The organism is Bacillus sp. EB106-04-04-XG123, assembly GCF_058791855.1.
The window spans coordinates 1-23,330 of record NZ_JBYTDZ010000001.1 but is presented as its reverse complement, the minus strand read 5'-3'; the positions used below and the strand labels follow the sequence as shown (position 1 = coordinate 23,330).

Sequence of the window (23,330 nt, the reverse complement as noted above, 5' to 3'; positions counted from 1 at the left end):
CCATTCCCCTTTCTTGCTACCTGCCTCTGTATTGAGGCGTGCGTTTTTCTTGGAAGGCTTGAAGACCTTCCGTTCGATCTTCTGTATCAATGAGCCGTAGATAGGCTTCGTATTCCTTCTTTAGACCTGTATGCAAATCGTGATCAAGGCTTGATTGAATCGCTTGTTTCGCTTCTTTTAAGGCAAGCGGACCATTTTTGATGATTTGTTTTGCAAGAGAGATGGCATCGTTCATAAGGGAATCTGCTACAGAAATATGCTCAATCAGCCCGATTTGAATGGCTTCTTCTGCTTGTAATGATGCGCCTGTGAAAATAAGTTCTTTTGCTTTACCGAGTCCAATGAGACGCGGAAGCCGCTGCGTCCCTCCGGCTCCTGGTATGATAGCTAGTCCTGTTTCTGGCAGGCCGAGTCTGGCTCCGGCTCGTGCGATGCGGAGATCACAAGCGAGCGCGAGCTCAAGTCCTCCGCCAAGTGCGTGTCCGTTCATCACTGCAATGACAGGTACAGGAATGGATTCAATCTCGATAAAGGTTTGCTGAATTAAACGAACAGCGCCTTTTGCTTCTGTTTCTGTCATCAATCGTCGTTCTTTTAAATCTGCACCAGCGCAAAAGACTTTTGAACCGGCTCCTGTAATGAGCAGACAGCGGATGCTTTCATCGTGTTTGATTTCTTTAATGATTTGATTGACCTCCTCGAGCATTGTAGAGGATAGGGAATTCGCTTGTTCTGGCCTGTTTAAGGTCATGATGCCGATCTGTTCATCTTGTATTGAAAAATGGACCAATGATGTCATGTTATTCATCCTTTATGAAGTAGTCTGAGAGTGAAAAGCGCGTAAACAGTGACTAGGCAGGGTTCGATCTACTTTTGCTTCAATCCATTCTGCCGCTTGAATTAATGCAGGAAGGTGAATATTTGTCTCAATTCCTAGTTTTTGAAGCATATGCACCACATCTTCTGTCGCCACGTTTCCGCTGGAGCCAGGTGCATAGGGACATCCGCCAAGCCCCCCGCTGGAGGAGTCAAATATCGTGATTCCGGCTTTTAATGCCGTATAAATATTGGCAAGAGCCATCCCCTTCGTATCATGAAAATGAAGAGCGATTTTATCAGCAGGAAAACGTTCAAGTAAAATGTCTAAGCGCCTTTCTACTTGTAGCGGATGGGCTTCACCGATGGTGTCACCGAGCGATATTTCATCAATGCCATAAGAAAGCAAAATATCCGTTAACCGCAGGACTTGATCCATTGGCACTTGTTTTTCATACGGGCAGCCAAACACGGTGGAAATATACGCGCGTGTGTGTTTTCCTGCTGCTTTTAAATCAGCTGTCATTTGTTTGATGACAGGAAGTGTTTCGTGAATGGATTGATTCATATTTTTCTTGTTATGTGTTTCACTCGAAGAGATAAACATAGCGCCTGTGTCAAGATTGGCTTCAAAAAAGTGAGCTAAGCCTTTTTCATTGGGAATGAGTGCTGCATAGGTGGTGTCGTCTTTTTTGTTTAAGGATTGGGTGAGTTCTTTGGCATCTTTTAAGGCTGGAACCCATTTAGGATGAACAAATGATGTGACTTCAATATAAGGGAGCTGGGCTGCTGCGAGCAGATCTATCCACGTTCGCTTCTCGCTTGTGTCCAGCCAGACTGATTCATTTTGCAGTCCGTCCCGCGGGCCGACCTCCCTGATAAGCACACTCTTTGGTAATGCCATCTGGCTCCCTCCTATTCTGTTAGTTCTAAAAGAACCTCTCCTTCATCGACAAATTCCCCCTCTGCTTTATGCACTTTGCGGATGATCCCGGCCTCTTCAGCAACGATCGGAATTTCCATTTTCATTGATTCTAAGATGGCAACCTCCTGTCCTTTTTGCACTTCATCGCCTTGTTTCACAAGAAGCTTCCACAAGTTTCCGGCCATTTGAATCGTGACAGTTTTCATGAACGGTTTCCCTCCCTTTTTTTCATGAGAAAATCGGTTGTGATGCTACCTTGTAAGAAGGCAGAAGATCCGGCCATTTCCCTTAAAAGTGGTAAGTTGGTTTTGATCCCTTCTATTTCATATGCTTGTAATGCCCCTTTTAATCGTTCTATTGCAAGTTTTCGTGTATCACCGTAAACGATCATTTTCGCAATCATTGGATCGTAAAAAGGGGTTATAATGCTTCCCTTTGTCACACTTGACTCATGACGGATATACGGAGCTTCAGGCGTAGAAAGCCGAGTGATCGTTCCTGGTGAAGGATAAAAGGTGACGGGATCTTCCGCATAAATTCTAACCTCGATGGCATGCCCGATTTGATGAATATCCTCCTGATTAAAGGAAAGCGGCTCACATGCAGCGATTTTCAGCTGCTCCTCAACAAGGTCAATACCTGTAATTTCTTCTGTGATAGGGTGCTCTACTTGTAATCTTGTGTTCATTTCTAGGAAATAAAATTGTTGATGCTGATCGACTAAACATTCAATCGTCCCTGCATTTTCATACCCAATCGCTTTGGCTGCTTTGAGGGCCATCTCCCCCATCTGACGTCTCACCGGTTCATCGAGACAGGCGGCTGGTGCTTCTTCAATGATTTTTTGATGTCTCCGCTGGAGTGAACAGTCGCGCTCAAATAAGTGAACCCCATGGCCGAAGGAATCAAAGAGAACCTGGATTTCAATGTGCCGCGCGTTTTCAATGACCTTTTCCATATACAGCGTCCCATCGTTGAAAAAGCTTTGTGCTCTTTTTTGATTCCCTTCAAAAGCCCTGTACAGCTCATCATCATTTTGCACGAGCTGCATACCAATTCCTCCTCCCCCGCTTGATGCCTTGAGCATGATCGGATAACCGAGTGACTGCGCTTGACTCACTCCTTCTTCTGCATCATGCAGCGGAGCTGAAACGCCTGGTACAATGGGGATACCTGCTTGAGCCATCGTTTTTCTTGCTTCAATTTTATTCCCCATTCGCTGAATGACTTGTGCGGATGGTCCAATAAAGGCAATACCTTCGCTGCGGCAGCGTTCTGCAAAGGCCGCATTTTCTGATAAGAGGCCATATCCTGGGTGAATAGCATCTGTATTTGTCTGCTTGGCTACCCTAATGATGGCTTCCATGTTTAAATAGCTTTCAGATACTTTCGCGCCTCCAATCAGATAGGCGCTGTCTGCTTCTTGCACATGAAGTGCATGCTGATCTGCTTCTGAATAAACGGCAACGGTGTGGATCCCGAGCCTTTTACATGTTCGAATAATTCGCCTAGCAATTTCGCCTCGATTGGCAATCAGTACTTTTTGAAACATCGCTGCCTTCACTCCTTTATTAGATCAAGCGCCTGTTTTTTCAGACGAAATTTTTGAATCTTCCCTGATGCGGTCATCGGATACTCGTCAGTGATGAAAAAATATTTAGGAATTTTGTAGCGCGCCATTTGCGACTGACAATAGCTGGTGAGTGTCTCAATCGTCACCGTTCTGCCTTGCTTAAGCCGAATGAATGCGGCGGCTTCTTCTCCATACGTCTCGTCAGGTATACCAACAACCTGTGCATCAAGAATGTCCGGATGAGTATAAAGAACGTCCTCAATCTCTTTTGGGTATACATTCTCCCCGCCTCTAATGATCATATCTTTCAGCCGTCCTGTGATTTTCACATAGCCGTCCTCATCCATCTCTGCTAAGTCTCCCGTATGAAGCCAGTCGTCCTCATCAATCACTTCATTTGTGGCTTCTTCATTTTTATAGTAGCCTTTCATCACATGATAGCCTCTTGTACACAGCTCGCCTTGTTCTCCTCTTGGTACTTCCTCCGGCGTGCCTGGGACGGTGATTTTCACTTCGATGTGAGGAAGCGCCCGGCCGACGGTTTGAACCCGTCTTTCAAATGAATCATCCGTTCTTGTTTGGGTAATGACAGGAGAGCTTTCAGTCTGTCCGTAGGCAATCGTGAGCTCCTTCAGTCCCATTTGTTCAATGACGGCTTTCATCACATGGGATGGGCAAAGAGATCCTGCCATAATGCCCGTTCGTAATGTGGACAGATCGTATTGGTGAAAATTCGGATGGTCAAGCTCTGCAATGAACATTGTCGGGACGCCGTGAAGTACGGTGCACTTCTCTTTTTCCACGGTTTGAAGGACACGCTCTGGGTGGAAGGATTCAACCGGAATAATCGTTCCTCCTTTTGTGAGACAAGCAAGCACGCCAAGAACGGATCCAAAGCAATGAAAGAAAGGAACGGGGATACACATTCGATCCTTTTGGGTGAGCTTCATACAATCTGCGATTTGGCTGGCATTGCAGACGATGTTTGTATGGCTGAGCATGACTCCTTTTGGATAGCCGGTTGTGCCTGAAGTATATTGCATATTAATAACGTCATCTGGCGCAAGCTCATCCATTCGTTTCTCCCACTCGTGATCCTCAGTTCTTTTAGCAGCAGCTTGAATACTGCTCCAGCTGCGCATGCCTTTTGGCGTGTGCTCGCCAATATAGACGACACTTTTTAAATAAGGAAAAGATGAGGAGGTGATCTCGCCTTGATGAGCGTTTTGAAGCTCTGGTATGAGTTCTTCCAGCATTTTGACATAGGATGTCTCTTTAAAGCCGTCTACGATAAACAGCATGCTGCTATCAGAATGCTTGAGTAAATAGGCGAGTTCCTGTGCTTGAAAATTCGTATTTACGGTGACAAGAACGGCTCCAATCGAAGCGCAGGCAAATTGCAGCATGAGCCACTCAGGTACATTGGGCGCCATGATGGCGATATGATCCCCTTTTTGAACTCCTAATGCCATAAGACCTTTCCCTGTTTCCTTGACTTCTCGATAAAACGCTTCATATGAATAACGTAATGAACGTTCTGGATACACAATGGCTTCATGTGCTGGATGCTGCTCCCTTTTCTCTTTTAAAAGGGAGCCGATTGTCTGTGGATGAATCGACATGATGGCTTTCCTCCTCCATTGATAGTAAGCGTTTTCATTATCGGATTATGCTAACAGTTGTCTTGCGATGACTAGACGCTGAATTTCAGAGGTCCCTTCTCCAATTTCCATCAGCTTTGCATCTCTCACTAGCCGTTCTACACCACATTCTTTCATATAGCCTGTTCCTCCGTGAATTTGGACAGCATCAAGGCTTGCTTTTGTCGCCATTTCAGAAGCAAAAAGTTTGGCATAAGCAGCTTCTTTTGTAAACGGCTTGCCGTGATCTTTCAGCCAAGCGGCTTTCCAAACCATTTGTCTGGCGAGTTCTATTTGCATCGCCATATCTGCCAGCTTAAACTGAATGGCTTGGAAGGAAGAAAGGGTCTGCCCAAATTGCTTTCTTTCCTTTGCATGCGAGAGCGAAGCATCGAGTGCAGCTTGTGCAATGCCAACTGATAACGCAGCAATTGAAATACGTCCTCCGTCTAATGTATATAAAAATTGCTTAAAGCCTTTCGCTGGGTCTCCTAAAATATTCTGGGCTGGTACACGTACACCGTCTAAAATGATTTCTGCTGTATCTGACCCGCGCACGCCCATTTTGTCATATGGATTTGTAATGGACAGCCCTTTTTGCCCTTTCTCCACAATGAAGGCGGAGATGATCGGGCGGCCGTGTTCATCATGATCCGTGACAGCGGTGACAATAATGGTTCTGGCAAAATTGGCGTTTGTGATCCAGCACTTCTCCCCGCTGATGACATATTCTTGTCCGTCTTTGACTGCTTTTGTTTTTGTCCCTTTTGCATCTGACCCTGCGTTTGGTTCTGTTAATCCGAAGGAACCAAGTGCTGTCCCAGAAGCCAGCGGGACAAGGTGGTCCATCTTTTGGTCCTCTGTACCGAAGTAATAAAGCGGGCTTGCGCCTAAGGATACGGCTGCGGCATAGCTAAGACCTGTACTGGCACACTGTTTTCCTATTTCTTCTACAGCGAGTGCATACGATATCGTATCTCCTCCTGAGCCTCCGTATTTCTCTGGAAAGGGGATGCCCATAAAGCCGAGCTCCCCCATTTTTTGAAACGTTTTGGCTGGGAATACGGCCTGTTCATCAATCGTTTGAGCGTGTGGTGCAATTTCTGCTTTGGCAAAATCTTTGACCATCTGGCGGATCATTTGTTGTTCTTTCGTTAATTCAAAATCCATCTTGCTTCCCCCTTTGGCTCTTTTCTATCATATTTATTAATCAAGCAGCGGCTTCATGCCAAGCTTGATTGAATTCAGAAAATTAAAACAAGAATAATAGAAAAAAAGCATGAACGAAGAAAATCCTCATTCATGCTTTTTTCGTTATTTTACTATTTTTGTAGAAGGCTTGCTTTCGTGATGAAGACGATTAAGAGCCGTAATCTTATAAGTATCAATCGTCTTTTGATTGATTGGTAGGTCTTTAATCGTTGTGATGGCGCCTTTTTCTTTTCTAACTGTTTGCACCAATTCATATGTTCCTTTATTTGTCAATCGATAGACTGCATAATAGGATACGGTAGAATGTGGATCATTTTTGATTTGCAAAGCCGCACCATCCGCTGTCTTTTTCACAGATTGAATGATTGGTTTTTTAGGCGCTTTCTGATGAAGCCAAGGCATTTCTGGAATGAGAGCTGGTTTGCGGTATGACTCTTCTATCAATCGATCCTTTACATTCAAAGGGTTGCGATTGAGATCCTTTAAGCTGAAATGCATGCTTCCCTGCACGAGCTGTGACTGCCTGTTCAGCTCAATCTGCCTAAAATATTCTTCCGGGTCAGACCAAGCAGGATCACTGTTTTGATTAATTTTATATGCCGCCTGACCAATATACAGGTGAACCGGCTCCCCTTTCACCTCATTTGACCACCATTTCGTCAGCACGTCATAAGCGGCAGCTTGAAAACCGATGCTCCAGTAAATTTGCGGAGTGACATAATCAATATCGTGCTGCTGAATCCACTCTCTTGTATCAGCATACAAATCATCGTAGTTGGTCATTCCTGCAGTGGTGTTTGAACCAGTCGGGTCATCTTTTATGTTGCGCCATACCCCGAATGGACTAATACCAAATTTCACATACGGCTTTTCTTTCTTAATGGTGTCATTGATCTGTTTCACCAGCTGATTCACATTATCTCTTCGCCAATCTTCTATATGTGTAAAAGCTTTTTTTCCATATGTTTCATATGTTTCTTGATCTGGAAACGGCACACCGGCTATTTTATTTGGGTAAAAATAATCATCCATATGCACTGCATCAATATCGTAGTTTTTCACAACCTCTTCTATGCCGAGGGCAATGAAGTCCTGAGCCTCAGGGATGCCAGGGTTGTAATAAAGCTGATTACCATAGGCAATGGTCCATTCAGGATGTTGTCTTGCAGGGTGATCAGCTGATAAACGGCTGAGATCAGTATGATTCATCGTGATTCGGTAAGGATTAAACCATGCGTGAAATTCAAGGCCGCGTTTATGAGCTTCTTCTATCATAAACTCAAGCGGATCATACCCAGGATCTTTCCCTTGCGTTCCAGTCAAATACTCTGACCACGGTCCGTATGCTGAAGGATAAAAGGCATCTGCTGTTGGTTTAATTTGCATAATGACGGCATTCATATTCATTGCTTTGATCTCGTCTAACAAACGAATGAACTCTTTTTTCTGCTCTGCTACGGGCAGCCCTTTCTTTGAGGGCCAATCTAAGTTATAAACCGATGCAATCCATACCGCGCGCATCTCTCTTGTGCTCTCTAGCTTCCCTTTTGGCACTGGACGAGCTGCTAGACTGCTAGAAGGAATCAATAAGAATACAAACATTAACATCAGTGTTAGAACTGTCATACTGATCTTTTTCAGCATGTTTTGCATCACCTCATATTCAGTTTATTCCGCTTTTTGTGATGGAATGCCAGCAGATGGTGTAAGCAGAATGTTTTTCATTTGATTGAGCTGAGCTTCAGGGACTTTGCAGGCTTCAATTAAATACCGCTCTACACTCCCGTATGTCTCCAGCATTTCGTGCAGCACATCTTCAAGATAATCTTGCTGCACACCGACAAGCGGCTGAATTTGTTCTTTTGATACCCGGTATAAACTCATCCATCGGACAAATCGTTCCTGCCTTCTGACAAGCATTTGCACGCCTTCATTGGACCGCATGTATTCACTTAAAACGACAGTCAGCGGTACACCTGCTGTTAACTGAATCAGGGCAGATAAAAAACCTGTACGGTCCTTGCCGCTCGTGCAGTGAAGCATCAGCGGATAATGGCTTTGATCTGAAAGTAGTGTGAACAGCTGCCGAATCTCTTCTTTACGCTCATTGAGCATGCTTTGATATAAATCTTTCATGATCGGTGTAAATGAGAGAGACTTCCCTTCTGTTACCAGCATACGAAACATGGTCCATTTACTCGGCATCTTACTGTCAGGCTGCATCGGAATATGGACGATTTTGTCGTGTTCCTTGATCTTTGGTGGATGTGATTTACGTTCTGAGGTTGTACGGAGGTCGCAAACAGTTTGAATCCCGAGTGTTGAGAATATCGCGATGTCTTGTTTCGTCAATCGAGATAAGTCTGCGGATCGATAAATCATTCCCTGTTTGATCACCATCCCCTCTGTTGTTTGAAGTCCCCCTACTTCTCTAAAATTCGCAAGCTTTGAAAATGGGTTGTTTGATTGATTCATAGAAGTGAAAGTCCTTTCTGGTTTCGTTCTTTTTTCTATCATACGCTTTTATATCAAAGGAGAAAAGAGAATCAATTGACCTAATCCACGTAGAGAATTTATTGGTATAATGGAAAAAGGACATTCGGATTGATTGGAGATATGAAGCATGATAAAAACAAAACGGATTCAGCAAATCAAAGAGTATGTGTTTGACCGGGAATCTGCCTCACTTGATGAGCTTGTGGTGCATTTTGGTGTCTCAAAAAACACAATACGCCGAGATGTACAGGCATTGGTCGAGTCCGGCGTGCTCAAAAAAGTGTATGGCGGAGTGGCTGTGAACCACTCAACGTTAGTGGTGTATCAGGAGCGAAAGATCCGTCAGCTCAGTAAAAAGCAATTGATCGGTCAGACGGCTGCCGCTTTTGTGGAAAACGGGGATATGATTTTTATTGATTCTGGTACGACAACGCTTGAGATGCTCCCCTATTTGACTGAGAAACAGGTGACCGTTGTGACCAATAATGTGGATTTCATTACACAGGCGATGCCTTATGAAAATCTCACCATCTTTTCTACTGGCGGGATGCTTGAAAGAAAAACAAATTCTTTCGTAGGCTATCAAAGTGTAAAGCGATTAAAAGCTTACAATGTGAATAAAGCCTTTATCGCATCAACTGGTTTATCTATTGATCACGGCGTCACGAATTCGTCCCCGCTTGAAACCGATATTAAAAAGACGCTCGTTCAAAAAAGTGCCAAAACGTTTTTATTAGTGGATGATAGCAAATTCGATCATTACGCCTTGACCACGTTTTGTGATTTGCACGAAATTGATGTCATCGTGACCAATCAGGAGCCACATGAACATTATCTTCAATATGGAAAAGAGCATGATGTGCGGTTTGTCACGCCTTCTTCAAATGAATAGATCAAAAAAACGGCTCAGGAATTTGAGCCGTTTTTTCATTCATTGCTTTCAAGCTGTATGATCATACGGAATAAAAATCGGTACACGGCCGAGATAACGTCAATGAAAGCCGTATCTTCGTGGATGTCCTCAAGCTCAAGAAGCTGTAAATTCACATCAAATAAGCCATCTTGTCCATTAAATTGAAGCTGAGCACCATTTAATGGCGATAGCAAGTCCTTTAAAATATTCGTGTCTTTCTTAGGACGTTTGAAACCGAATAACACGGTATACGTTTGAAACACTTCGTCCCATTCAATGGCCAAGCCATCTACTTTCACGACATCAAACCACTTTGATTCGATATAAATAAATTCTTTTTGATGTTTTTTCACATATGTAAGCGGTGTGTTTAGAAATGAGGCGTCTTCTGTTTGAATCATGTCCTCCGATTCCTTGTCTACACGCTCTATATATACATCGCCAAAGCGTGCTTCTTCTTTTATCCTCGCCCCTTTTAAAGGCCAATTTCGGCTCGCCGCTTCATCATATTCGAAGTCTGTCAGCGCTTGTCCTTCTTTCAGTAAATCTTGTAAGCGATTTTGCAGTGACATGGCTATGTCTCCTTTCTTCTCCTTCATGTGCGTTTATTATTTTAGCATAACTCAGGAAAAGAAAGATATGTCCTAGCATATGATGGTATGATAGTGTCAAAAGAAACATCTCGGAGGGGTACATTTTGCTCACAATGACACTGGCAGAAAAGATCGTAGACGAAGTGAAAAAGGTGCTGACTGAGGAAATCATCATCGCACAAACGAACGGCACCATCATTGCAGCAACAGATCCAGCGCGCATTGGACAATTTCATGAAGGAGCGTATCTGACATCTTTTGAAGGACAGAAACGAATTCTCACGAAGGATGACCAGCAGCACATGAAAGGCGTCAAAGCTGGCATCAATCTGCCTATTTATTTTAAGCAGGAGGTCATCGGAGTCATTGGGATGACAGGAGATCCTGTACATGTGTCTCCTTTTGGCGAAATATTAAGAAAAATGACCGAGCTGCTTATTCATGAACATGAATTTTTTCAAGAAACCGAAACGGATGAACGTCAGCTCGAAGCGTTTGTATTCGACTGGCTCCATCTTCCAGAGACAGCGATTGATCTCACTGAAAAAGCATCGCGGCTTCAGCTTGATATCAACAAGGAGCGTGCGGTTGTCCTGATCGATTGTCAGGATGAATCGTTTATGAAACAAAATCAATACAAAGAATTAAAGGAAACGCTGCATCTCACTAGTCAGGAGATCATCGTCCGCTGGGGGCATGCCCGCTTTTTGCTCATGCTGCAAACAACAGCAGATGATCGTAAAACACTGCAGCAGCGCCTATTTCACATCCATGCCTCCCTTACGGCGCAGAGCACGCCAGGGGTTTTGATTGGGGCGGGAAAACCAGCAGCTGCTCATTTGATGAAGCAATCCTTTCAACAAGCCTTTCGTGCATTAAAAATGGCACATGCTGATACGCCGATTGTATTTGATGAAGATTTAACGCTTGAACTTTTTATGGAGGAAGTCAGTCAGGAAACAAAGGAAGTGTTTCTTGATCGAACGATCGCCCCTCTTCTCCCCTATCCTGAATTAGTGAAAACATTGCGGGTACTCATGACATCAGATTGCTCATTAAAATATACCGCAGAAGCAATGCATGTTCATATCAATACACTACATTACAGGCTAAAACGAATCCAAGATTTAACGACACTTGATCCAAAGCGCATGCAAGATGCAATGCTTTTTTATTTAGCCTTCATGCTTTTAGATCATGATCCAAAAAAACGAAGCGAACAGCCCGATATTTTGTAGAATCGTCCATAGGCATGAGGCGATTCTTTTTTTATACTGAAAGAAACGATACGTCTAATCAGTAGGAGTTGAATGCGCATGTTAAATTCTGAATTTTTAAATCAATTGAAAAAGATTGTTGGTGCGCCTTACGTACAGGACAGTAAAGCCGATCGGCTTGCCTACTCTTATGATGCAACACCAAATTTTCAGCAGATGCCAGATGTCATCGTAAGCCCGCATACGGCTGAGGAAATCCAGCAGATTGTCCGGCTCTGCGCCTCATATCATATACCGATCGTGCCAAGAGGATCAGGAACGAACCTTTGTGCAGGTACATGTCCCACACAAGGCGGACTTGTGCTGCTGTTTACAAGAATGAACCAATTAATAGAAATAGATGAAGAAAACCTGACAGCAACGGTGCAGCCTGGTTTGATCACACAGGAACTCATTCGCCAAGTAGAGGCAAAAGGGCTCTTCTATCCACCTGATCCAAGCTCTATGAAAATCTCTACATTAGGCGGAAATATTAATGAAAATTCAGGTGGTCTCCGGGGCTTAAAATATGGCGTGACAAGAGATTATGTACTTGGACTTGAAGTGGTTCTGCCAAACGGTGACATCATCAAAACAGGCGGCAAACTTGCAAAGGACGTGGCTGGGTATGATATGACCCGTTTGTTCGTAGGTTCAGAAGGAACGCTCGGGATTGTCACTGAAGCCACGCTGAAGCTTTTGCCGCTTCCAGAAACAAAACAAACGATGCTTTGCTTATATGAAAGCCTAGAGGAAGCAGCCGCTTCAGTGTCGGCGATTATTGCAGAGCGTATCATCCCCGCCACATTAGAATTTATGGATCAGCCGACCCTGGAAGTCGTTGAAGACTTTGCAAAAATCGGTCTGCCGACGGACGTTCAAGCTGTGCTGTTAATCGAACAGGACGGCCATCCTGAGGCGGTTTCCCGTGATATGCAGAGCATCGCAAAAGTGTGTAAGCAGCACGGTGCAAAAGAAGTGAATATCGCTCATTCTGAAGAAGAAGCAAATGCACTTTTAACAGCGAGACGATCCGCTTTATCTGCCCTCGCCCGGTTAAGCCCAACGACCATTTTAGAAGATGCCACAGTCCCTCGGTCTGAAATTGCCAGCATGGTGCGGGCAATCGAAGATATTGCGAAGGAGTACAAAGTGAAAATCTGTACATTCGGTCATGCAGGTGATGGCAATTTGCACCCTACTTGTGCAGCAGATGCAAGAAATGAAGAAGAAATGAAACGGGTGGAGGAAGCCTTTCAGGCCATTTTTGAAAAAGCCGTCTCACTTGGCGGCACCATTACGGGTGAACATGGTGTGGGTCTTATGAAAGCCCCTTACTTGGAACTAAAGGTTAAAAAAGAAGGCATTGCAGCAATGAAAGCGATCAAACAAGCGCTAGACCCAGAAAATATGATGAACCCTGATAAAGTGTTTGGTAAAGCCGCAAGAAAGCGAGTGGTGGTCTCATGAGTTCCTCTAAACAAACAGAGATTCAGCAATCATTTCAGCAGCAAATGGACGAAAAAGAGCTGCTCAATTGCATGCGCTGCGGCTTCTGCCTTCCTTCCTGCCCTACTTATATTGAATCTGGGCAACAAGAAACACACTCTCCCCGCGGCCGAATTGCTTTAATGAAGGCGGTGAGAGACGGCGTCATTGAGCCAGATGAAGATGTCGAGCATTCACTGAATCTTTGTCTTGGCTGCCGTGCATGTGAACCGGTGTGCCCTTCCGGCGTTAAATATGGCCGGTTACTTGAGGATGCAAGAGACATCATTCAGCAGCACAAAAAACAATCAATCCCTGTCAAACTTGTGAGACGTGCAGTATTCAAAGGACTCTTTCCTTCACAAAGCCGAATGCGGCAAGCGGCAGGACTTCTTCGATTTTATCAAACATCTGGTCTGCAAACAGCCGCCCGTAAAACTGGCATGCTGAAGGTGCTTCCTCCGCATTTACGGCAGATGGAACAGGCGCTTCCAAAGGTGCCGCGTCAACAGAAAATCCGTTTGACGGAATACAAAGCCGCTGGCCCAGCAAGTAAGCGTGTCGCCTTTTTTACTGGCTGTTTAATGGACACCGTTTTTTCCAGTACAAACGAAGCGACTATTCAGCTTTTGCAGCTGGCAGGCTGTGACGTCATCGTCCCTCCTATTCAGACGTGCTGCGGAGCGCTTCATGGTCATAGCGGAGAAAAAGAGCAAGCGAAACAGCTAGCAAAGCGGAATATTGAAGCATTTGAAAAGATAGATGCAGATGCCATAGTCATGAATGCGGGCGGTTGTGGTGCTTTTTTAAGTGATTACGATCATTTGCTTCACGATGATCCGGACTTTCAAAAACGAAGTGAAGTCTTCTCAAAGAAAATCACCGATATATCAGACATTCTAGTGGAGCTGGAATTTCACCGCCGCATGCCGCTTGCTTTGCCAGAGCAAGCCATCACCTATCAGGATTCCTGTCATTTGCGGAACGGAATGGGTGTACAGCATGCGCCAAGGGTGCTGATGAAGGCCATTCAAGGCGTATCATTTAATGAAATGAAGGATTCGGGCCGGTGCTGCGGCTCAGCAGGCATTTACAACATCTTGCAGCCAAAGATGTCGATGCAAATTTTAGATCATAAAATGACAGAAGCAAGGGAAACAAAGGCTGCTGCCATTGTTACGTCTAATCCAGGCTGTCAGCTGCAAATGGCAGCAGGCATCAAACGCTCAGATCACTCGCCGACCATGCGTGCCGTCCATCTAGCTGATTTATTATTAGAAGCCGTTCAATATGGAAAAAAAGCGTCCAGCCCATCAAGCTGAACGCTTTTTTTATGCATATCTTTAGATAATTGGTTGGATAATAGAGGAAAATCGCCGAAGGAGCTGGTTCAAATGCTGAAAAAAAACAAACAACAAAAGGACCCGAATTCAGTATTTGAAGCATTGTCACGTTCTGCTGATTTTACAAATGAGCTGTCTCGAAATGGAGATTTTCTGTATAGGATTTCCTTTTTTCGATCTTTAATTAATGGACATCTTCTACATGAACAAATTCTCCCCTCTCTCAAACAAATGCACCTGACACCTACTCTTGAAGAGCTGAAAGAACAAATTCCCATTGAGCAGGCTGTCATCACGAACGATCTTCAAAAAGTGGAAGAAGCCCTTCACCGGGGCAGCATTGCCATTAGATTTGAGACAGACTGGGGCAAAACGCTTCTTTTGCCGATTGAAGAAAAGAAAGGCAGACAAGTAGGTCCGCCTGAGATTGAATTTGGGATTATCAGTGCTCAGGAAGCATTTGTGGAGGTTTTAGATACCAATTTAAATTTGGTCAGGCGGCGGCTGCCGACGCCTAACTTGAAAGTTGAGGAAAAGACGGTTGGAACGCTCTCTCAAACAAAAGTAGCCGTGTTATATATTGAAGAAATCGCTAACCCGGAAAACATCGAAACGGTTCTTCAGCGAATTGAGGACGTTGATTATGATCAGATTTTAGATGCGAATTACCTCGCTCAAATGCTTTATGATGTGTCAAATACGATTTTTCCGTTGTTTTTGAATACAGAAAGACCCGACCGTGTGTCTTCAGGTTTATCAGAAGGGAAAATTGCCATATTAGTGGATGGCTCGCCTCATGTCTTGCTTGCCCCAACTATTTTACTTGAGTATTTTTCCACTATGGAAGACTACAATATGTCGTGGATTGCGGCTTCTTGCTTTAGACTGTTACGCATATTTGCTGTGATATTTTCCATTTTTGCAACACCTTTATATGTCGCCGTTTTAACCTTTCATTATGAGCTGATCCCAAAGGATTTATTAGAAACCATTGTGTCCTCGCGCTATCTTGTTCCATTTCCTCCGATCATTGAGGCTCTATTTTTAGAGATTTCGATTGAATTACTAAGAGAAGCAGGATCAAGGCTTCCGGCTAAAGTTGGTCAGACGCTCGGGATTGTTGGAGGGATTGTCATTGGACAGGCGGCTGTAGCAGCAGGCTTAACGAGCAATATTTTACTCATTATTGTTGCCCTGTCTGCCCTCGCCTCATTTGTCACCCCTATTTACAAAATGGGCAATGCCATTCGGCTGCTGAGATTTCCCTTCTTACTCGCAGCACAGGTTTGGGGCGCATTAGGCATTGCCGTGATGGGATCTTTTCTGCTCACTCATTTAATGAAATTAACCTCGATTGGCCGGCCGTATTTAGAGCCTATTTTTCCAATGCGCCTTGCTGATTTAAAGGGCAGTTTGATTCGTCCTCAGCTCCGTTTTTTGAACAAAAGGCCGGAAAATTTACGTCCGCAAAATGAAACCATTCACCGCTCTAAGCCTAAACAAGGCCGCAAGGGGAAAAATGATTTTTATGAATAAGGAAGTGAAGGCATGAGCTCTTCTTCTGTCAAAGAGAAATTTCAAGTATCTCCTTATTTTGTGTTTTTTCTCGTCAATGCCAATCAAGTCGGTGTCAGCATTTTAAACTTTCAAACAAACCTTGTTCGTTCTATCAATAATGATGGATGGATCGCTATTTTGATTTCTGGCATGAGCGTCAATGTGATGATCTTTCTCATGTACTTGATGTTTAAAAAGGCACCTTCGGATGAATTTGGTGATATCACGCAATATGTATTTGGCAAATGGATTGGGCAATTATTCAACATTCTTTATATCTTATATTTTGCTTCTTTGTCGCTGACCGTTCTTATCCATTACATGGATGTGATCCATGTATGGCTGTTTAAAGAAATTCCAGGCCTTTTGTTTGCGGCTGTTCTGCTACTGCTTGTGTATTACATTCATACTGGCGGCTTTAGAACCATTGCTGGCTGGGCATTTTTTAGTGTTGTATTGACGTATTGGATGACGTTTATTTGTTTTTATGCCATGAAATATAGTCACATTCGTTTCATGTTCCCAATGTTTGATCATACATTTTCGCAAATGCTTGTGGGAGTCAAAGATGCATCCTTATCCATGTTTGGTTTTGGCACGCTGCTTGTCTATTATCCCTTTATTAAACAAGCTCAGACATCTCAAAAATTTGCTCACATGGGGGCATTATTTACGACATGCTTAAACTTGCTCACTTTTCTCGTCTCTATTGCGTATTACTCAAGTGCTCAGCTCAAATTAACAAAATGGCCGACACTCACGTTAACAAGCATTGTGAAGCTTCCTTTTATCCAGCGCTTTGAATTTATTGAAGTGTCTCTTTGGCTACTTCTGATCATTCCTAATATCACAATTCCATTATGGGCAGCGAGCCGAATGGCGAAACAAGTGTTTCATACGAGTCAGCGTGTCACTTTAATCAGTCTCAGTATCCTCATTCTAATTATGTTTTCATTTTTTGCTAGTGCCACTTCTTTTGAGGTCTTTAATCAATGGGTGGAATATAGCGGATACATTCTGATCTATGGATTGATTGTCTGTATGGTCATTGGACTGATGCTGAAAAAAAGGAGGAAGAAAAAACGAGCATGAAACGTTATATACTTACGGGCCTCATGTTGTGTAGTCTTTTGTTAACCAGCTGTGCAGAGCCCCGCCTTTTAGATGAATTAAATATCTCTCAGGCGGCAGGATTTGATTTATTGAAAGATGGAGAAATGAAGGGCTTCTTTGTCTTCCCTGTCTTTAAAAGTCAAGAGCAAGGAAGTTATCAAATATTAAGTGCAAGGTCAAACACCATTAGCAATATTCAATTTCTTGTATCAGAAAAATCGCCTTTTCCAGTCGTCATGGGCCAGGTGCTCGTTATTTTAGTCAGTGAAAAGTTAGCAAAAGAAGTCGGCATGATCGATTTAATGAATTATATTTATCGTGATCCTATCATTGGTTCACGCCAAGTGTTTGCAATTGTAGGCGGAGAAGTGGAAGAGTTATTATACACAAAAATGAATCAAACGAACTTAAATATAGGTGTATATCTCTCTGATCTGCTCGCCCAAAATATGCGAAATGGCAATGAACCTGTCACCAATCAGCATATTTTTATGAATCAGATGCTGGCAAAAGGGGTCGATGCATACCTCCCTTACATCAAGAAAACAAACAGTGGCATCAAGATCACAGGAGTCGCTCTGTTTGATCATGAAAAAATGGTCAGTCATATACCTGGAAAAGACACGTTCACATTTAAAGCGATGATTGAAAATCATAAAAATGGCATCTATGAGTTTCAATTGGCAGATCAAGCAAAGACCCATGTCGTCATTGAAAATATCAAATCTCATGTGTCTTACCGAATCAAACCAACGAAAAACCTAACAAAGAAGCCTCATATCATGATTGATATCAAGCTGAAAGGCGAATTAAAAGAATTCATGAAGTCCAAAAAAATTGATAAACCTTCTATATTGAACCATGTTGAAAAAGAAGTAGAAAAACGTGTCGCTCAGCAAGGACAAGACCTTGTTCAATCCTTTAAAAAGCAAAACATAGATCCTCTTGGGCTGGGCCTTAGGTATAGATCAAAAGACAAAGCAGTGACACCAGAAAAATGGAAGAACATTTATCCTGATGCAGATGTACAAGTTAAATGCCACATGAAAATTGTTCAAACGGGAGTCAGCCAATAAAAAGGCTTATTCAAATATGTCTTGTTTGTTCTCCAAGATTTTGCACACTTTCATTTTCACTCTTGGAACATGATCTTTTTGATAATATTCATTTAAAATCTTTTCTATTTCATTTTTATCAGTTTTAAGGATTTTAGGTGAATATTGTTCCACTAGAGCCGGTCTATTCCCTTTTGCACAGGTTGCCATTGTATCTAGTGCAATAAGCTGAAAGGTCTTCCTTTGTTTAGCCAAGATTTCATTCTCTCCCAGGTTGGGTAGCTCACGGCTGCCAGCCTTACTGCCAATGAATGGTCATTCTGCTTCTTTCAAATAGAGATTATTCTATCTATCACCCACGGCCATTGAGCCATGTTAAATCAATTGAAAAGATATTCTAATCTTCATCCTTTACATCGGGGTCTTCCGGAATCGGTTCATTTAAGATCTCTTGGACGAGCTCTTTATATTGTTCGAGCTGCTTTAAATGCGTTTGAAACTGCCCTTGATAAATAAGATAAGATTCCCCGTCAAATACGTAACGGATCTTTTTTTGCTGGATCAATTTTTCAATATACGCTTCTGATACTTCCAAGTATTCAGCTGTTTCTGCGATTGTTAAATACATGCTTGTGCACCACCCGTTCGTTTCATCTATCAAATTATATCATGATCTGCTGAAAAAACGGATGCAGCCTATTCTCTTTTCTGGTGGCCATTCTTCATATAGCAAGTAGATCGTCTAGATGCCGGCAAATATGGTATGATAAAATCTGCTAGATGAGAGCTTGCCAACATAGATTTGGTGAAAAAGCCAGGTTCAGTGGTGACTCTATGAGCCGCAAGCCATGCTGGCATATATAGAAAGCATACTCATGAGAAAAGCAAAACAAGCATAGGCTCTTATAAGGATGCTTGAAGAAAATTCGTATTTAAAGGCAGAGTGAAATGAATGGGAACCTTTTTTAATGAAATTTTAACCTGGCTGACAAGCCTTGGTTATGTAGGTGTAGCACTAGGGCTGATGATTGAAATCATTCCGAGTGAAATTGTACTTGCCTATGGCGGATATATGGTGTCAACAGGCACAATTGGTTTTGTTGGAGCTGTTATTGCCGGCGTCATCGGTGGTACGCTCGCCCAGTGTTTTATTTACTGGATCGGTCTGTACGGCGGAAGACCTTTTTTAACAAAGTATGGAAAGTATTTATTCATCCATGAACATCATATCGCGACTGCAGAGCGCTGGTTTGACCGGTATGGAACCGGTGTAGTGTTTACCGCGCGCTTTATCCCTGTTGTGCGCCATGCCATCTCGATTCCAGCAGGTATTGCCAAGATGCCTTTTTTGAAATTTGTTTTCTTGACTGGATTAGCTGCCATCCCTTGGTCTATTTTATTTATCTATCTTGGCATGCAGCTTGGGACAAAATGGGATCATATTCAAAGTGTTGCTCATACTTATACAACCCCTATTATGGTCATTGCTATTGTACTGATTGTTCTCTATTTTGTACTCAAAAAAATTCGGACGAATCGAAAACGGACAATTTAACAAAAACGCCTTTCACTGATCTGGTGAAAGGCGTTTTTTTAGGAGTGTGCTGATTGTTTTTTCATATATTGTGATAATTCTATAATCATTGCACCCATTCTCTCAAGTGAAGGGGCAAGAATTCGGTCTATTCCTTCTTCTTTTAAAGCTTCAGCAGTGACTTTTCCAACAGCTACTGCCAGAACGTCCTGCTCGAATAATGCTTGCAATTCTTCTTTTCTGCCCCATTCTGCGGCCAGTTTGAAAAAGGCGTGAACCTGGACAGCGGTTGTAAAACAGACGGCATGAACTTGTCCATCTTTCATTTCTTGCAGAAGCGTTTCAGCAGCCTCTGGTTCAGGTGGTGTGTGCTGATATGGTAAAAGCGGCAAAACATCTGCCCCCTTGTCATGTAAAAACTGAATGAGAGCTGGTGCATTTTCACCATGAAGCTGCACCATCACGCGTTTTCCTTGAAATTCCTTGTTTTCAAGCTTTGAAATCAAGTCACGAACCGTTCCGTCTTCATCAGAGACCTCTGGCTGAATTCCGCGTTTTTTCAACGCAGCAAAGGTTTTGTACCCTCTTGAAGCAATATGGGCATTTGATAGAATGTTCATAAATTCTTTACCAAGCTGCAGCTCTTCTGCACTCTCAATCAATGTATCTGTACCGATGCCTGTCGTCAAGATCACCCAGTCGGCCCCTTGTTTCACAAAGGTTTCTATACCTGGCTTTAATTCCTCTTTGGCTAAAAATACGGTTCCTTGAAGAGAGCGAATGACGGCTTGTCCTCCTTGTTTTTCGACAAGTGTACGCATTTCTTCTGTTTTTCTCGTTCCACAAATGGCAATCGTTTTCCCAGATAAGCCTTTACTCATATTATCCCTCTTTTTCTATCACATTTGATATGTATTAAATATAGATTTATTTGGAAGACGATGCAAGTGTCTACTAAAAAAGAGCTTGACGTTTCTATCGAATTCGAGTATCTTTTGTAAGTGCAAATTGTAGGAGGTCATTATGGAAAAACAGAATGTTCAAGCAATTCGATTATCAATTGCAGACCCAACACCACTTGGTTTGTTTGGTTTAGCAATGGTGACGCTCGTTGCGTCCTCACAAAAACTAGGAATCACAGATGGCACTTCCCTTATTTTACCTTGGGCTATCTTCCTTGGAGGAATCGCGCAGTTGATCGCGTCCATACAAGATTCAAAGCATCATAATATTTTTGGAGCCACTGCTTTTGGCGCATTCGGTCTTTTCTGGATGGGCGTTGGAACGACTTGGCTCATTCAAGCCGGCGTTTTTGGGAAAACGCTTGCGGGAGCAGCAGATCCAAAACAGCTAGGCTTTGCGTTTATTGGTTATTTGATTTTCAGCTTGTTTATGACGATTGGTGCAATGGAAACACATAAAGTGTTATTTTTGATTTTCGTCTTTATTGATTTCTTATTCATTGGTCTTTCCCTTAGCACTTTTGGTGTGATGTACGATGTCACTCATACCATGGCTGGTATTGCAGAATTGATCATTTCCCTGCTTTCATTTTATGGTTCTGCAGCTGTTGTCCTTAATACACATTTTGGCCGTATTGTTCTGCCAATTGGACAACCATTTCGCATTTTTACAAAAGCATAAATAAAAAAGAACTGCTCTGTGCAGTTCTTTTTTTATGTTTAATTTTCTTGTGCCTCTTGAAAGATCTCTCCGATAATTTCATACGAACGCATTCTTTCTTGATGGTCAAACATATCCGAATTAATCATCACTTCATCAGCTTGAGTAGCTTCAATAAAGGCTTCTAATTCTGTTTTCACCTTTTCTTTATCCCCAATGATAGTCGAGCTTAATTGTTCATCCACCATCGCCTTTTCATATGGACTCCAAAGACCGTCCATGCTGTCGACAGGCGCTTTCAGTTTTCCTGGTGTATTGCGAATGAGACTTAAAAACCGCTGATAATGAGAGGTTGCCAAATATTCAGCACGCTCAGTTTGATCTGCAGCAAAAACCGTCACACCAACCATGGCATAAGGCTCTTTTAACACATCAGAAGGTCTAAATGACTGTCTGTACAATTCTAACGCGGGAATTGTATTTTTAGGTGAGAAATGTGCAGCAAAGGCAAATGGCAATCCAAGTTCTCCTGCAAGTCTGGCGCTAAAACCACTTGAACCAAGGAGCCAAATTGGAATGTCCAGGCCTTCTCCTGGAACAGCTCTTACATGTTTTTTAACCTGACCGGTCGGCTTGAAATATTGCATCAGTTCTTCAAGCTGCTCAGGGAAATCTTCTCCGTTATGAAGATTACGTCTAAGCGCTCTTGCTGTTAACTGATCCGTCCCTGGTGCTCGGCCAAGACCTAAATCAATTCTCCCCGGATACAATGTCTCAAGTGTGCCAAATTGTTCGGCTATGACAAGTGAAGAGTGATTTGGCAGCATAATCCCACCAGATCCTACTCGAATTTTTTCTGTTCCTCCCGCAATATATCCAATTAAAACGGACGTTGCAGAGCTCGCAACCCCTTCCATGTTATGGTGTTCTGCCAGCCAGTATCTATGATAGCCCCACTTCTCCGCCTTTTTTGCTAAATCCATGCTACGATCAAAAGATTCTTTAATGGTGCCTCCTTCTGTCACAGAGGATAAATTTAAAACGGAATAGGCTTTGCCCTGTAAAACTGATTGACTCATAAATGATGTCCCCATTTCTGTCAAATATCATACTATTTTATACTTTCAACACCATAACATAAATCCATGAAAGATTTAAATAATTTGATTCGATGATTTTCGAAATGATGATTTTTTAGGTTTTACTTCCAATTTAAAAATTTGCACATAGAATGAAATATCAATTCTAGGAGATGGGCAATTTGTACAATCAATTCGAACACAAATGTCCCTTTTGCGGTAAATACCATGAACAGCCTCATTACAAAAGATCACGTCATGACCGTCCTCGAAAAAGAGACTGTCCATTCATTAAACAAGAATATATAAAACAAAATATATCTCAAGGGAATCACCCCTGCTACATTGCAAAAGGAATAAAGCAATCAAAACCAAATCAAAGAGCTGGACCAAGAGGCCCGGCAGGCCCAGCAGGTCCCCCCGGACCAACCGGACCTACTGGACCAGCTGGCGGGTTAACCGGCGCTATTCCTTTTAATCCCTCACAATCACAAGATTACGATGCAGGGCAAGTGGTCACGTTTGATGGCAGTACTTACATTGCCAATGTTGACGCTCCATCAGGAATACCTGGACTCTCCCCCGACTATACCCTTTTGGCTGCTTCTGGAGAAACTGGGCCTACGGGTCCTACTGGGATCGGATTAAGTGGTGTTGAATCCTATGATCCTGTAACGGCACCAACATATTCAGTAGGGCAAGTGGTCACTTATGGTGGGGGTACTTATCTTGTGAATTCTTCACCACCTTCAGGTACGCCAGATACGTCGCCAGATTACACACTTTTAGCAGCACCAGGTGAAACTGGACCTGCAGGTGCTACGGGTATTACTGGCGCGACTGGTCCTACTGGCGCTACGGGCATCACCGGAGATACTGGTCCTACTGGATCAACCGGACCTACCGGCGCAACAGGTATTACTGGACCAACGGGTCCTACTGGCGTAACAGGTAGCACTGGAGATACGGGTCCTACCGGTGCCACTGGTATTACTGGAGCTACCGGACCTGCCGGTGCTACGGGTAGCACTGGAGATACTGGTCCTACTGGTGCCACAGGTTCTACTGGATCAACCGGTCCTACTGGCGCTACGGGTAGCACTGGAGCTACCGG

22 protein-coding genes and 1 pseudogene are annotated in these 23,330 nt (G+C 43.2%); 10 read left to right on the top strand and 13 right to left on the bottom strand.

Going from position 1 to position 23,330, the window contains the following annotated elements; genetic code table 11:
* Positions 1 to 16: 16 nt before the first annotated feature.
* The 8 genes from AC3WTB_RS00115 to AC3WTB_RS00080 all read right to left on the bottom strand — a co-directional run bounded on the left by AC3WTB_RS00115 (position 17) and on the right by AC3WTB_RS00080 (position 8,641).
* Positions 17 to 799 carry an enoyl-CoA hydratase gene (locus AC3WTB_RS00115; RefSeq protein ID WP_106025083.1) on the bottom strand — a complete coding sequence of 261 codons (783 nt, stop codon included), beginning with the start codon at positions 797 to 799 and terminating at the stop codon, positions 17 to 19.
* Positions 800 to 811: 12 nt separating this feature from the next.
* Entirely contained in the window at positions 812 to 1,720 is a 909-nt protein-coding gene (locus tag AC3WTB_RS00110) for a hydroxymethylglutaryl-CoA lyase (RefSeq protein ID WP_064498552.1), read from the bottom strand.
* Positions 1,721 to 1,731: 11 nt separating this feature from the next.
* Positions 1,732 to 1,947, bottom strand: a complete 216-nt coding sequence (locus AC3WTB_RS00105) for an acetyl-CoA carboxylase biotin carboxyl carrier protein subunit (protein ID WP_039179120.1) — start codon at positions 1,945 to 1,947, stop codon at positions 1,732 to 1,734.
* Positions 1,944 to 3,293 (bottom strand): acetyl-CoA carboxylase biotin carboxylase subunit, encoded by a 1,350-nt coding sequence (locus AC3WTB_RS00100; protein ID WP_492333158.1) that lies wholly within the window; start codon positions 3,291 to 3,293, stop codon positions 1,944 to 1,946. Before AC3WTB_RS00100 ends, AC3WTB_RS00105 begins: the two co-directional genes overlap by 4 nt.
* 8 nt (positions 3,294 to 3,301) lie before the next feature.
* Positions 3,302 to 4,936, bottom strand: coding sequence for an AMP-binding protein (locus tag AC3WTB_RS00095; protein WP_185847144.1), 1,635 nt, complete (start codon positions 4,934 to 4,936; stop codon positions 3,302 to 3,304).
* Between the two features lie 45 nt (positions 4,937 to 4,981).
* Positions 4,982 to 6,124 (bottom strand): acyl-CoA dehydrogenase family protein, encoded by a 1,143-nt coding sequence (locus AC3WTB_RS00090; RefSeq protein WP_039179129.1) that lies wholly within the window; start codon positions 6,122 to 6,124, stop codon positions 4,982 to 4,984.
* A gap of 144 nt (positions 6,125 to 6,268) precedes the next feature.
* Positions 6,269 to 7,810 (bottom strand): glycoside hydrolase family 10-like protein, encoded by a 1,542-nt coding sequence (locus AC3WTB_RS00085; protein WP_039179134.1) that lies wholly within the window; start codon positions 7,808 to 7,810, stop codon positions 6,269 to 6,271.
* A gap of 24 nt (positions 7,811 to 7,834) precedes the next feature.
* Positions 7,835 to 8,641, bottom strand: coding sequence for a tyrosine-protein phosphatase (locus tag AC3WTB_RS00080; protein WP_492333157.1), 807 nt, complete (start codon positions 8,639 to 8,641; stop codon positions 7,835 to 7,837).
* Positions 8,642 to 8,789: 148 nt separating this feature from the next.
* Between AC3WTB_RS00080 and AC3WTB_RS00075 the strand changes: the two genes are divergently transcribed.
* A complete protein-coding gene (locus AC3WTB_RS00075; protein ID WP_492333156.1) occupies positions 8,790 to 9,554 on the top strand; it encodes a DeoR/GlpR family DNA-binding transcription regulator in 765 nt (254 codons plus the stop codon).
* 35 nt (positions 9,555 to 9,589) lie between these two features.
* Here the strand turns inward: AC3WTB_RS00075 and AC3WTB_RS00070 are convergent, their stop codons facing one another.
* Positions 9,590 to 10,147: a branched-chain amino acid aminotransferase gene (locus AC3WTB_RS00070; RefSeq protein ID WP_410559135.1), complete on the bottom strand. Its 558-nt coding sequence runs from the start codon at positions 10,145 to 10,147 to the stop codon at positions 9,590 to 9,592.
* A 125-nt stretch (positions 10,148 to 10,272) separates the two neighbouring features.
* On the opposite strand from AC3WTB_RS00070, the gene AC3WTB_RS00065 reads away from it, so the two are divergent.
* From AC3WTB_RS00065 to AC3WTB_RS00040, 6 genes are all read left to right on the top strand, one after another.
* Complete coding sequence (locus AC3WTB_RS00065; protein WP_366204823.1) at positions 10,273 to 11,406, top strand: CdaR family transcriptional regulator; 1,134 nt, start codon at positions 10,273 to 10,275, stop codon at positions 11,404 to 11,406.
* Between the two features lie 78 nt (positions 11,407 to 11,484).
* Positions 11,485 to 12,894, top strand: coding sequence for a glycolate oxidase subunit GlcD (glcD, locus tag AC3WTB_RS00060; RefSeq protein WP_268464469.1), 1,410 nt, complete (start codon positions 11,485 to 11,487; stop codon positions 12,892 to 12,894).
* A complete protein-coding gene (locus AC3WTB_RS00055; protein WP_492333155.1) occupies positions 12,891 to 14,234 on the top strand; it encodes a (Fe-S)-binding protein in 1,344 nt (447 codons plus the stop codon). Before glcD ends, AC3WTB_RS00055 begins: the two co-directional genes overlap by 4 nt.
* Before the next feature lie 72 nt (positions 14,235 to 14,306).
* Positions 14,307 to 15,791: a spore germination protein gene (locus AC3WTB_RS00050; RefSeq protein ID WP_492333154.1), complete on the top strand. Its 1,485-nt coding sequence runs from the start codon at positions 14,307 to 14,309 to the stop codon at positions 15,789 to 15,791.
* Between the two features lie 12 nt (positions 15,792 to 15,803).
* Positions 15,804 to 16,904: a GerAB/ArcD/ProY family transporter gene (locus AC3WTB_RS00045; protein ID WP_492333153.1), complete on the top strand. Its 1,101-nt coding sequence runs from the start codon at positions 15,804 to 15,806 to the stop codon at positions 16,902 to 16,904.
* Positions 16,901 to 18,001, top strand: coding sequence for a Ger(x)C family spore germination protein (locus tag AC3WTB_RS00040; RefSeq protein ID WP_492333152.1), 1,101 nt, complete (start codon positions 16,901 to 16,903; stop codon positions 17,999 to 18,001). Before AC3WTB_RS00045 ends, AC3WTB_RS00040 begins: the two co-directional genes overlap by 4 nt.
* Positions 18,002 to 18,007: 6 nt before the next feature.
* Here the strand turns inward: AC3WTB_RS00040 and AC3WTB_RS00035 are convergent, their stop codons facing one another.
* The gene (locus AC3WTB_RS00035; RefSeq protein ID WP_492333151.1) at positions 18,008 to 18,235 is read right to left on the bottom strand and encodes a hypothetical protein; all 228 of its coding nucleotides are present in this window, start codon (positions 18,233 to 18,235) and stop codon (positions 18,008 to 18,010) included.
* Between the two features lie 142 nt (positions 18,236 to 18,377).
* Positions 18,378 to 18,608 (bottom strand): excisionase family DNA-binding protein, encoded by a 231-nt coding sequence (locus tag AC3WTB_RS00030; protein ID WP_039179160.1) that lies wholly within the window; start codon positions 18,606 to 18,608, stop codon positions 18,378 to 18,380.
* Between the two features lie 324 nt (positions 18,609 to 18,932).
* On the opposite strand from AC3WTB_RS00030, the gene uptA reads away from it, so the two are divergent.
* Entirely contained in the window at positions 18,933 to 19,535 is a 603-nt protein-coding gene (gene uptA, locus AC3WTB_RS00025; protein ID WP_039179163.1) for an undecaprenyl phosphate transporter UptA, read from the top strand.
* Positions 19,536 to 19,573: 38 nt separating this feature from the next.
* Here uptA and AC3WTB_RS00020 read toward each other — a convergent pair whose 3' ends face one another.
* Complete coding sequence (locus AC3WTB_RS00020; protein ID WP_126681952.1) at positions 19,574 to 20,395, bottom strand: uroporphyrinogen-III synthase; 822 nt, start codon at positions 20,393 to 20,395, stop codon at positions 19,574 to 19,576.
* 142 nt (positions 20,396 to 20,537) lie between these two features.
* Between AC3WTB_RS00020 and AC3WTB_RS00015 the strand changes: the two genes are divergently transcribed.
* Positions 20,538 to 21,158 carry an acetate uptake transporter gene (locus AC3WTB_RS00015; RefSeq protein WP_024425703.1) on the top strand — a complete coding sequence of 207 codons (621 nt, stop codon included), beginning with the start codon at positions 20,538 to 20,540 and terminating at the stop codon, positions 21,156 to 21,158.
* Between the two features lie 38 nt (positions 21,159 to 21,196).
* Here AC3WTB_RS00015 and AC3WTB_RS00010 read toward each other — a convergent pair whose 3' ends face one another.
* Complete coding sequence (locus tag AC3WTB_RS00010) at positions 21,197 to 22,216, bottom strand: LLM class flavin-dependent oxidoreductase (RefSeq protein ID WP_047203393.1); 1,020 nt, start codon at positions 22,214 to 22,216, stop codon at positions 21,197 to 21,199.
* Positions 22,217 to 22,389: 173 nt separating this feature from the next.
* Between AC3WTB_RS00010 and AC3WTB_RS00005 the strand changes: the two are divergent.
* Positions 22,390 to 23,330: pseudogene (locus tag AC3WTB_RS00005) on the top strand (hypothetical protein); the annotation flags it as partial.

Excerpts from the sequence above, each read along its gene's own strand:
- AC3WTB_RS00040 (WP_492333152.1), top strand. The coding sequence starts at position 16,901 with ATGAAACGTTATATACTTACGGGCCTCATGTTGTGTAGTCTTTTGTTA.
- uptA (WP_039179163.1), top strand. The coding sequence starts at position 18,933 with ATGGGAACCTTTTTTAATGAAATTTTAACCTGGCTGACAAGCCTTGGT.
- AC3WTB_RS00045 (WP_492333153.1), top strand. The coding sequence starts at position 15,804 with ATGAGCTCTTCTTCTGTCAAAGAGAAATTTCAAGTATCTCCTTATTTT.
- glcD (WP_268464469.1), top strand. The coding sequence starts at position 11,485 with ATGTTAAATTCTGAATTTTTAAATCAATTGAAAAAGATTGTTGGTGCG.
- AC3WTB_RS00090 (WP_039179129.1), bottom strand. The coding sequence starts at position 6,124 with ATGGATTTTGAATTAACGAAAGAACAACAAATGATCCGCCAGATGGTC.
- AC3WTB_RS00085 (WP_039179134.1), bottom strand. The coding sequence starts at position 7,810 with ATGCTGAAAAAGATCAGTATGACAGTTCTAACACTGATGTTAATGTTT.
- AC3WTB_RS00015 (WP_024425703.1), top strand. The coding sequence starts at position 20,538 with ATGGAAAAACAGAATGTTCAAGCAATTCGATTATCAATTGCAGACCCA.
- AC3WTB_RS00010 (WP_047203393.1), bottom strand. The coding sequence starts at position 22,216 with ATGAGTCAATCAGTTTTACAGGGCAAAGCCTATTCCGTTTTAAATTTA.
- AC3WTB_RS00095 (WP_185847144.1), bottom strand. The coding sequence starts at position 4,936 with ATGTCGATTCATCCACAGACAATCGGCTCCCTTTTAAAAGAGAAAAGG.
- AC3WTB_RS00055 (WP_492333155.1), top strand. The coding sequence starts at position 12,891 with ATGAGTTCCTCTAAACAAACAGAGATTCAGCAATCATTTCAGCAGCAA.
- AC3WTB_RS00075 (WP_492333156.1), top strand. The coding sequence starts at position 8,790 with ATGATAAAAACAAAACGGATTCAGCAAATCAAAGAGTATGTGTTTGAC.
- AC3WTB_RS00080 (WP_492333157.1), bottom strand. The coding sequence starts at position 8,641 with ATGAATCAATCAAACAACCCATTTTCAAAGCTTGCGAATTTTAGAGAA.
- AC3WTB_RS00110 (WP_064498552.1), bottom strand. The coding sequence starts at position 1,720 with ATGGCATTACCAAAGAGTGTGCTTATCAGGGAGGTCGGCCCGCGGGAC.
- AC3WTB_RS00070 (WP_410559135.1), bottom strand. The coding sequence starts at position 10,147 with ATGTCACTGCAAAATCGCTTACAAGATTTACTGAAAGAAGGACAAGCG.
- AC3WTB_RS00105 (WP_039179120.1), bottom strand. The coding sequence starts at position 1,947 with ATGAAAACTGTCACGATTCAAATGGCCGGAAACTTGTGGAAGCTTCTT.
- AC3WTB_RS00115 (WP_106025083.1), bottom strand. The coding sequence starts at position 799 with ATGACATCATTGGTCCATTTTTCAATACAAGATGAACAGATCGGCATC.
- AC3WTB_RS00100 (WP_492333158.1), bottom strand. The coding sequence starts at position 3,293 with ATGTTTCAAAAAGTACTGATTGCCAATCGAGGCGAAATTGCTAGGCGA.
- AC3WTB_RS00020 (WP_126681952.1), bottom strand. The coding sequence starts at position 20,395 with ATGAGTAAAGGCTTATCTGGGAAAACGATTGCCATTTGTGGAACGAGA.
- AC3WTB_RS00050 (WP_492333154.1), top strand. The coding sequence starts at position 14,307 with ATGCTGAAAAAAAACAAACAACAAAAGGACCCGAATTCAGTATTTGAA.
- AC3WTB_RS00030 (WP_039179160.1), bottom strand. The coding sequence starts at position 18,608 with ATGTATTTAACAATCGCAGAAACAGCTGAATACTTGGAAGTATCAGAA.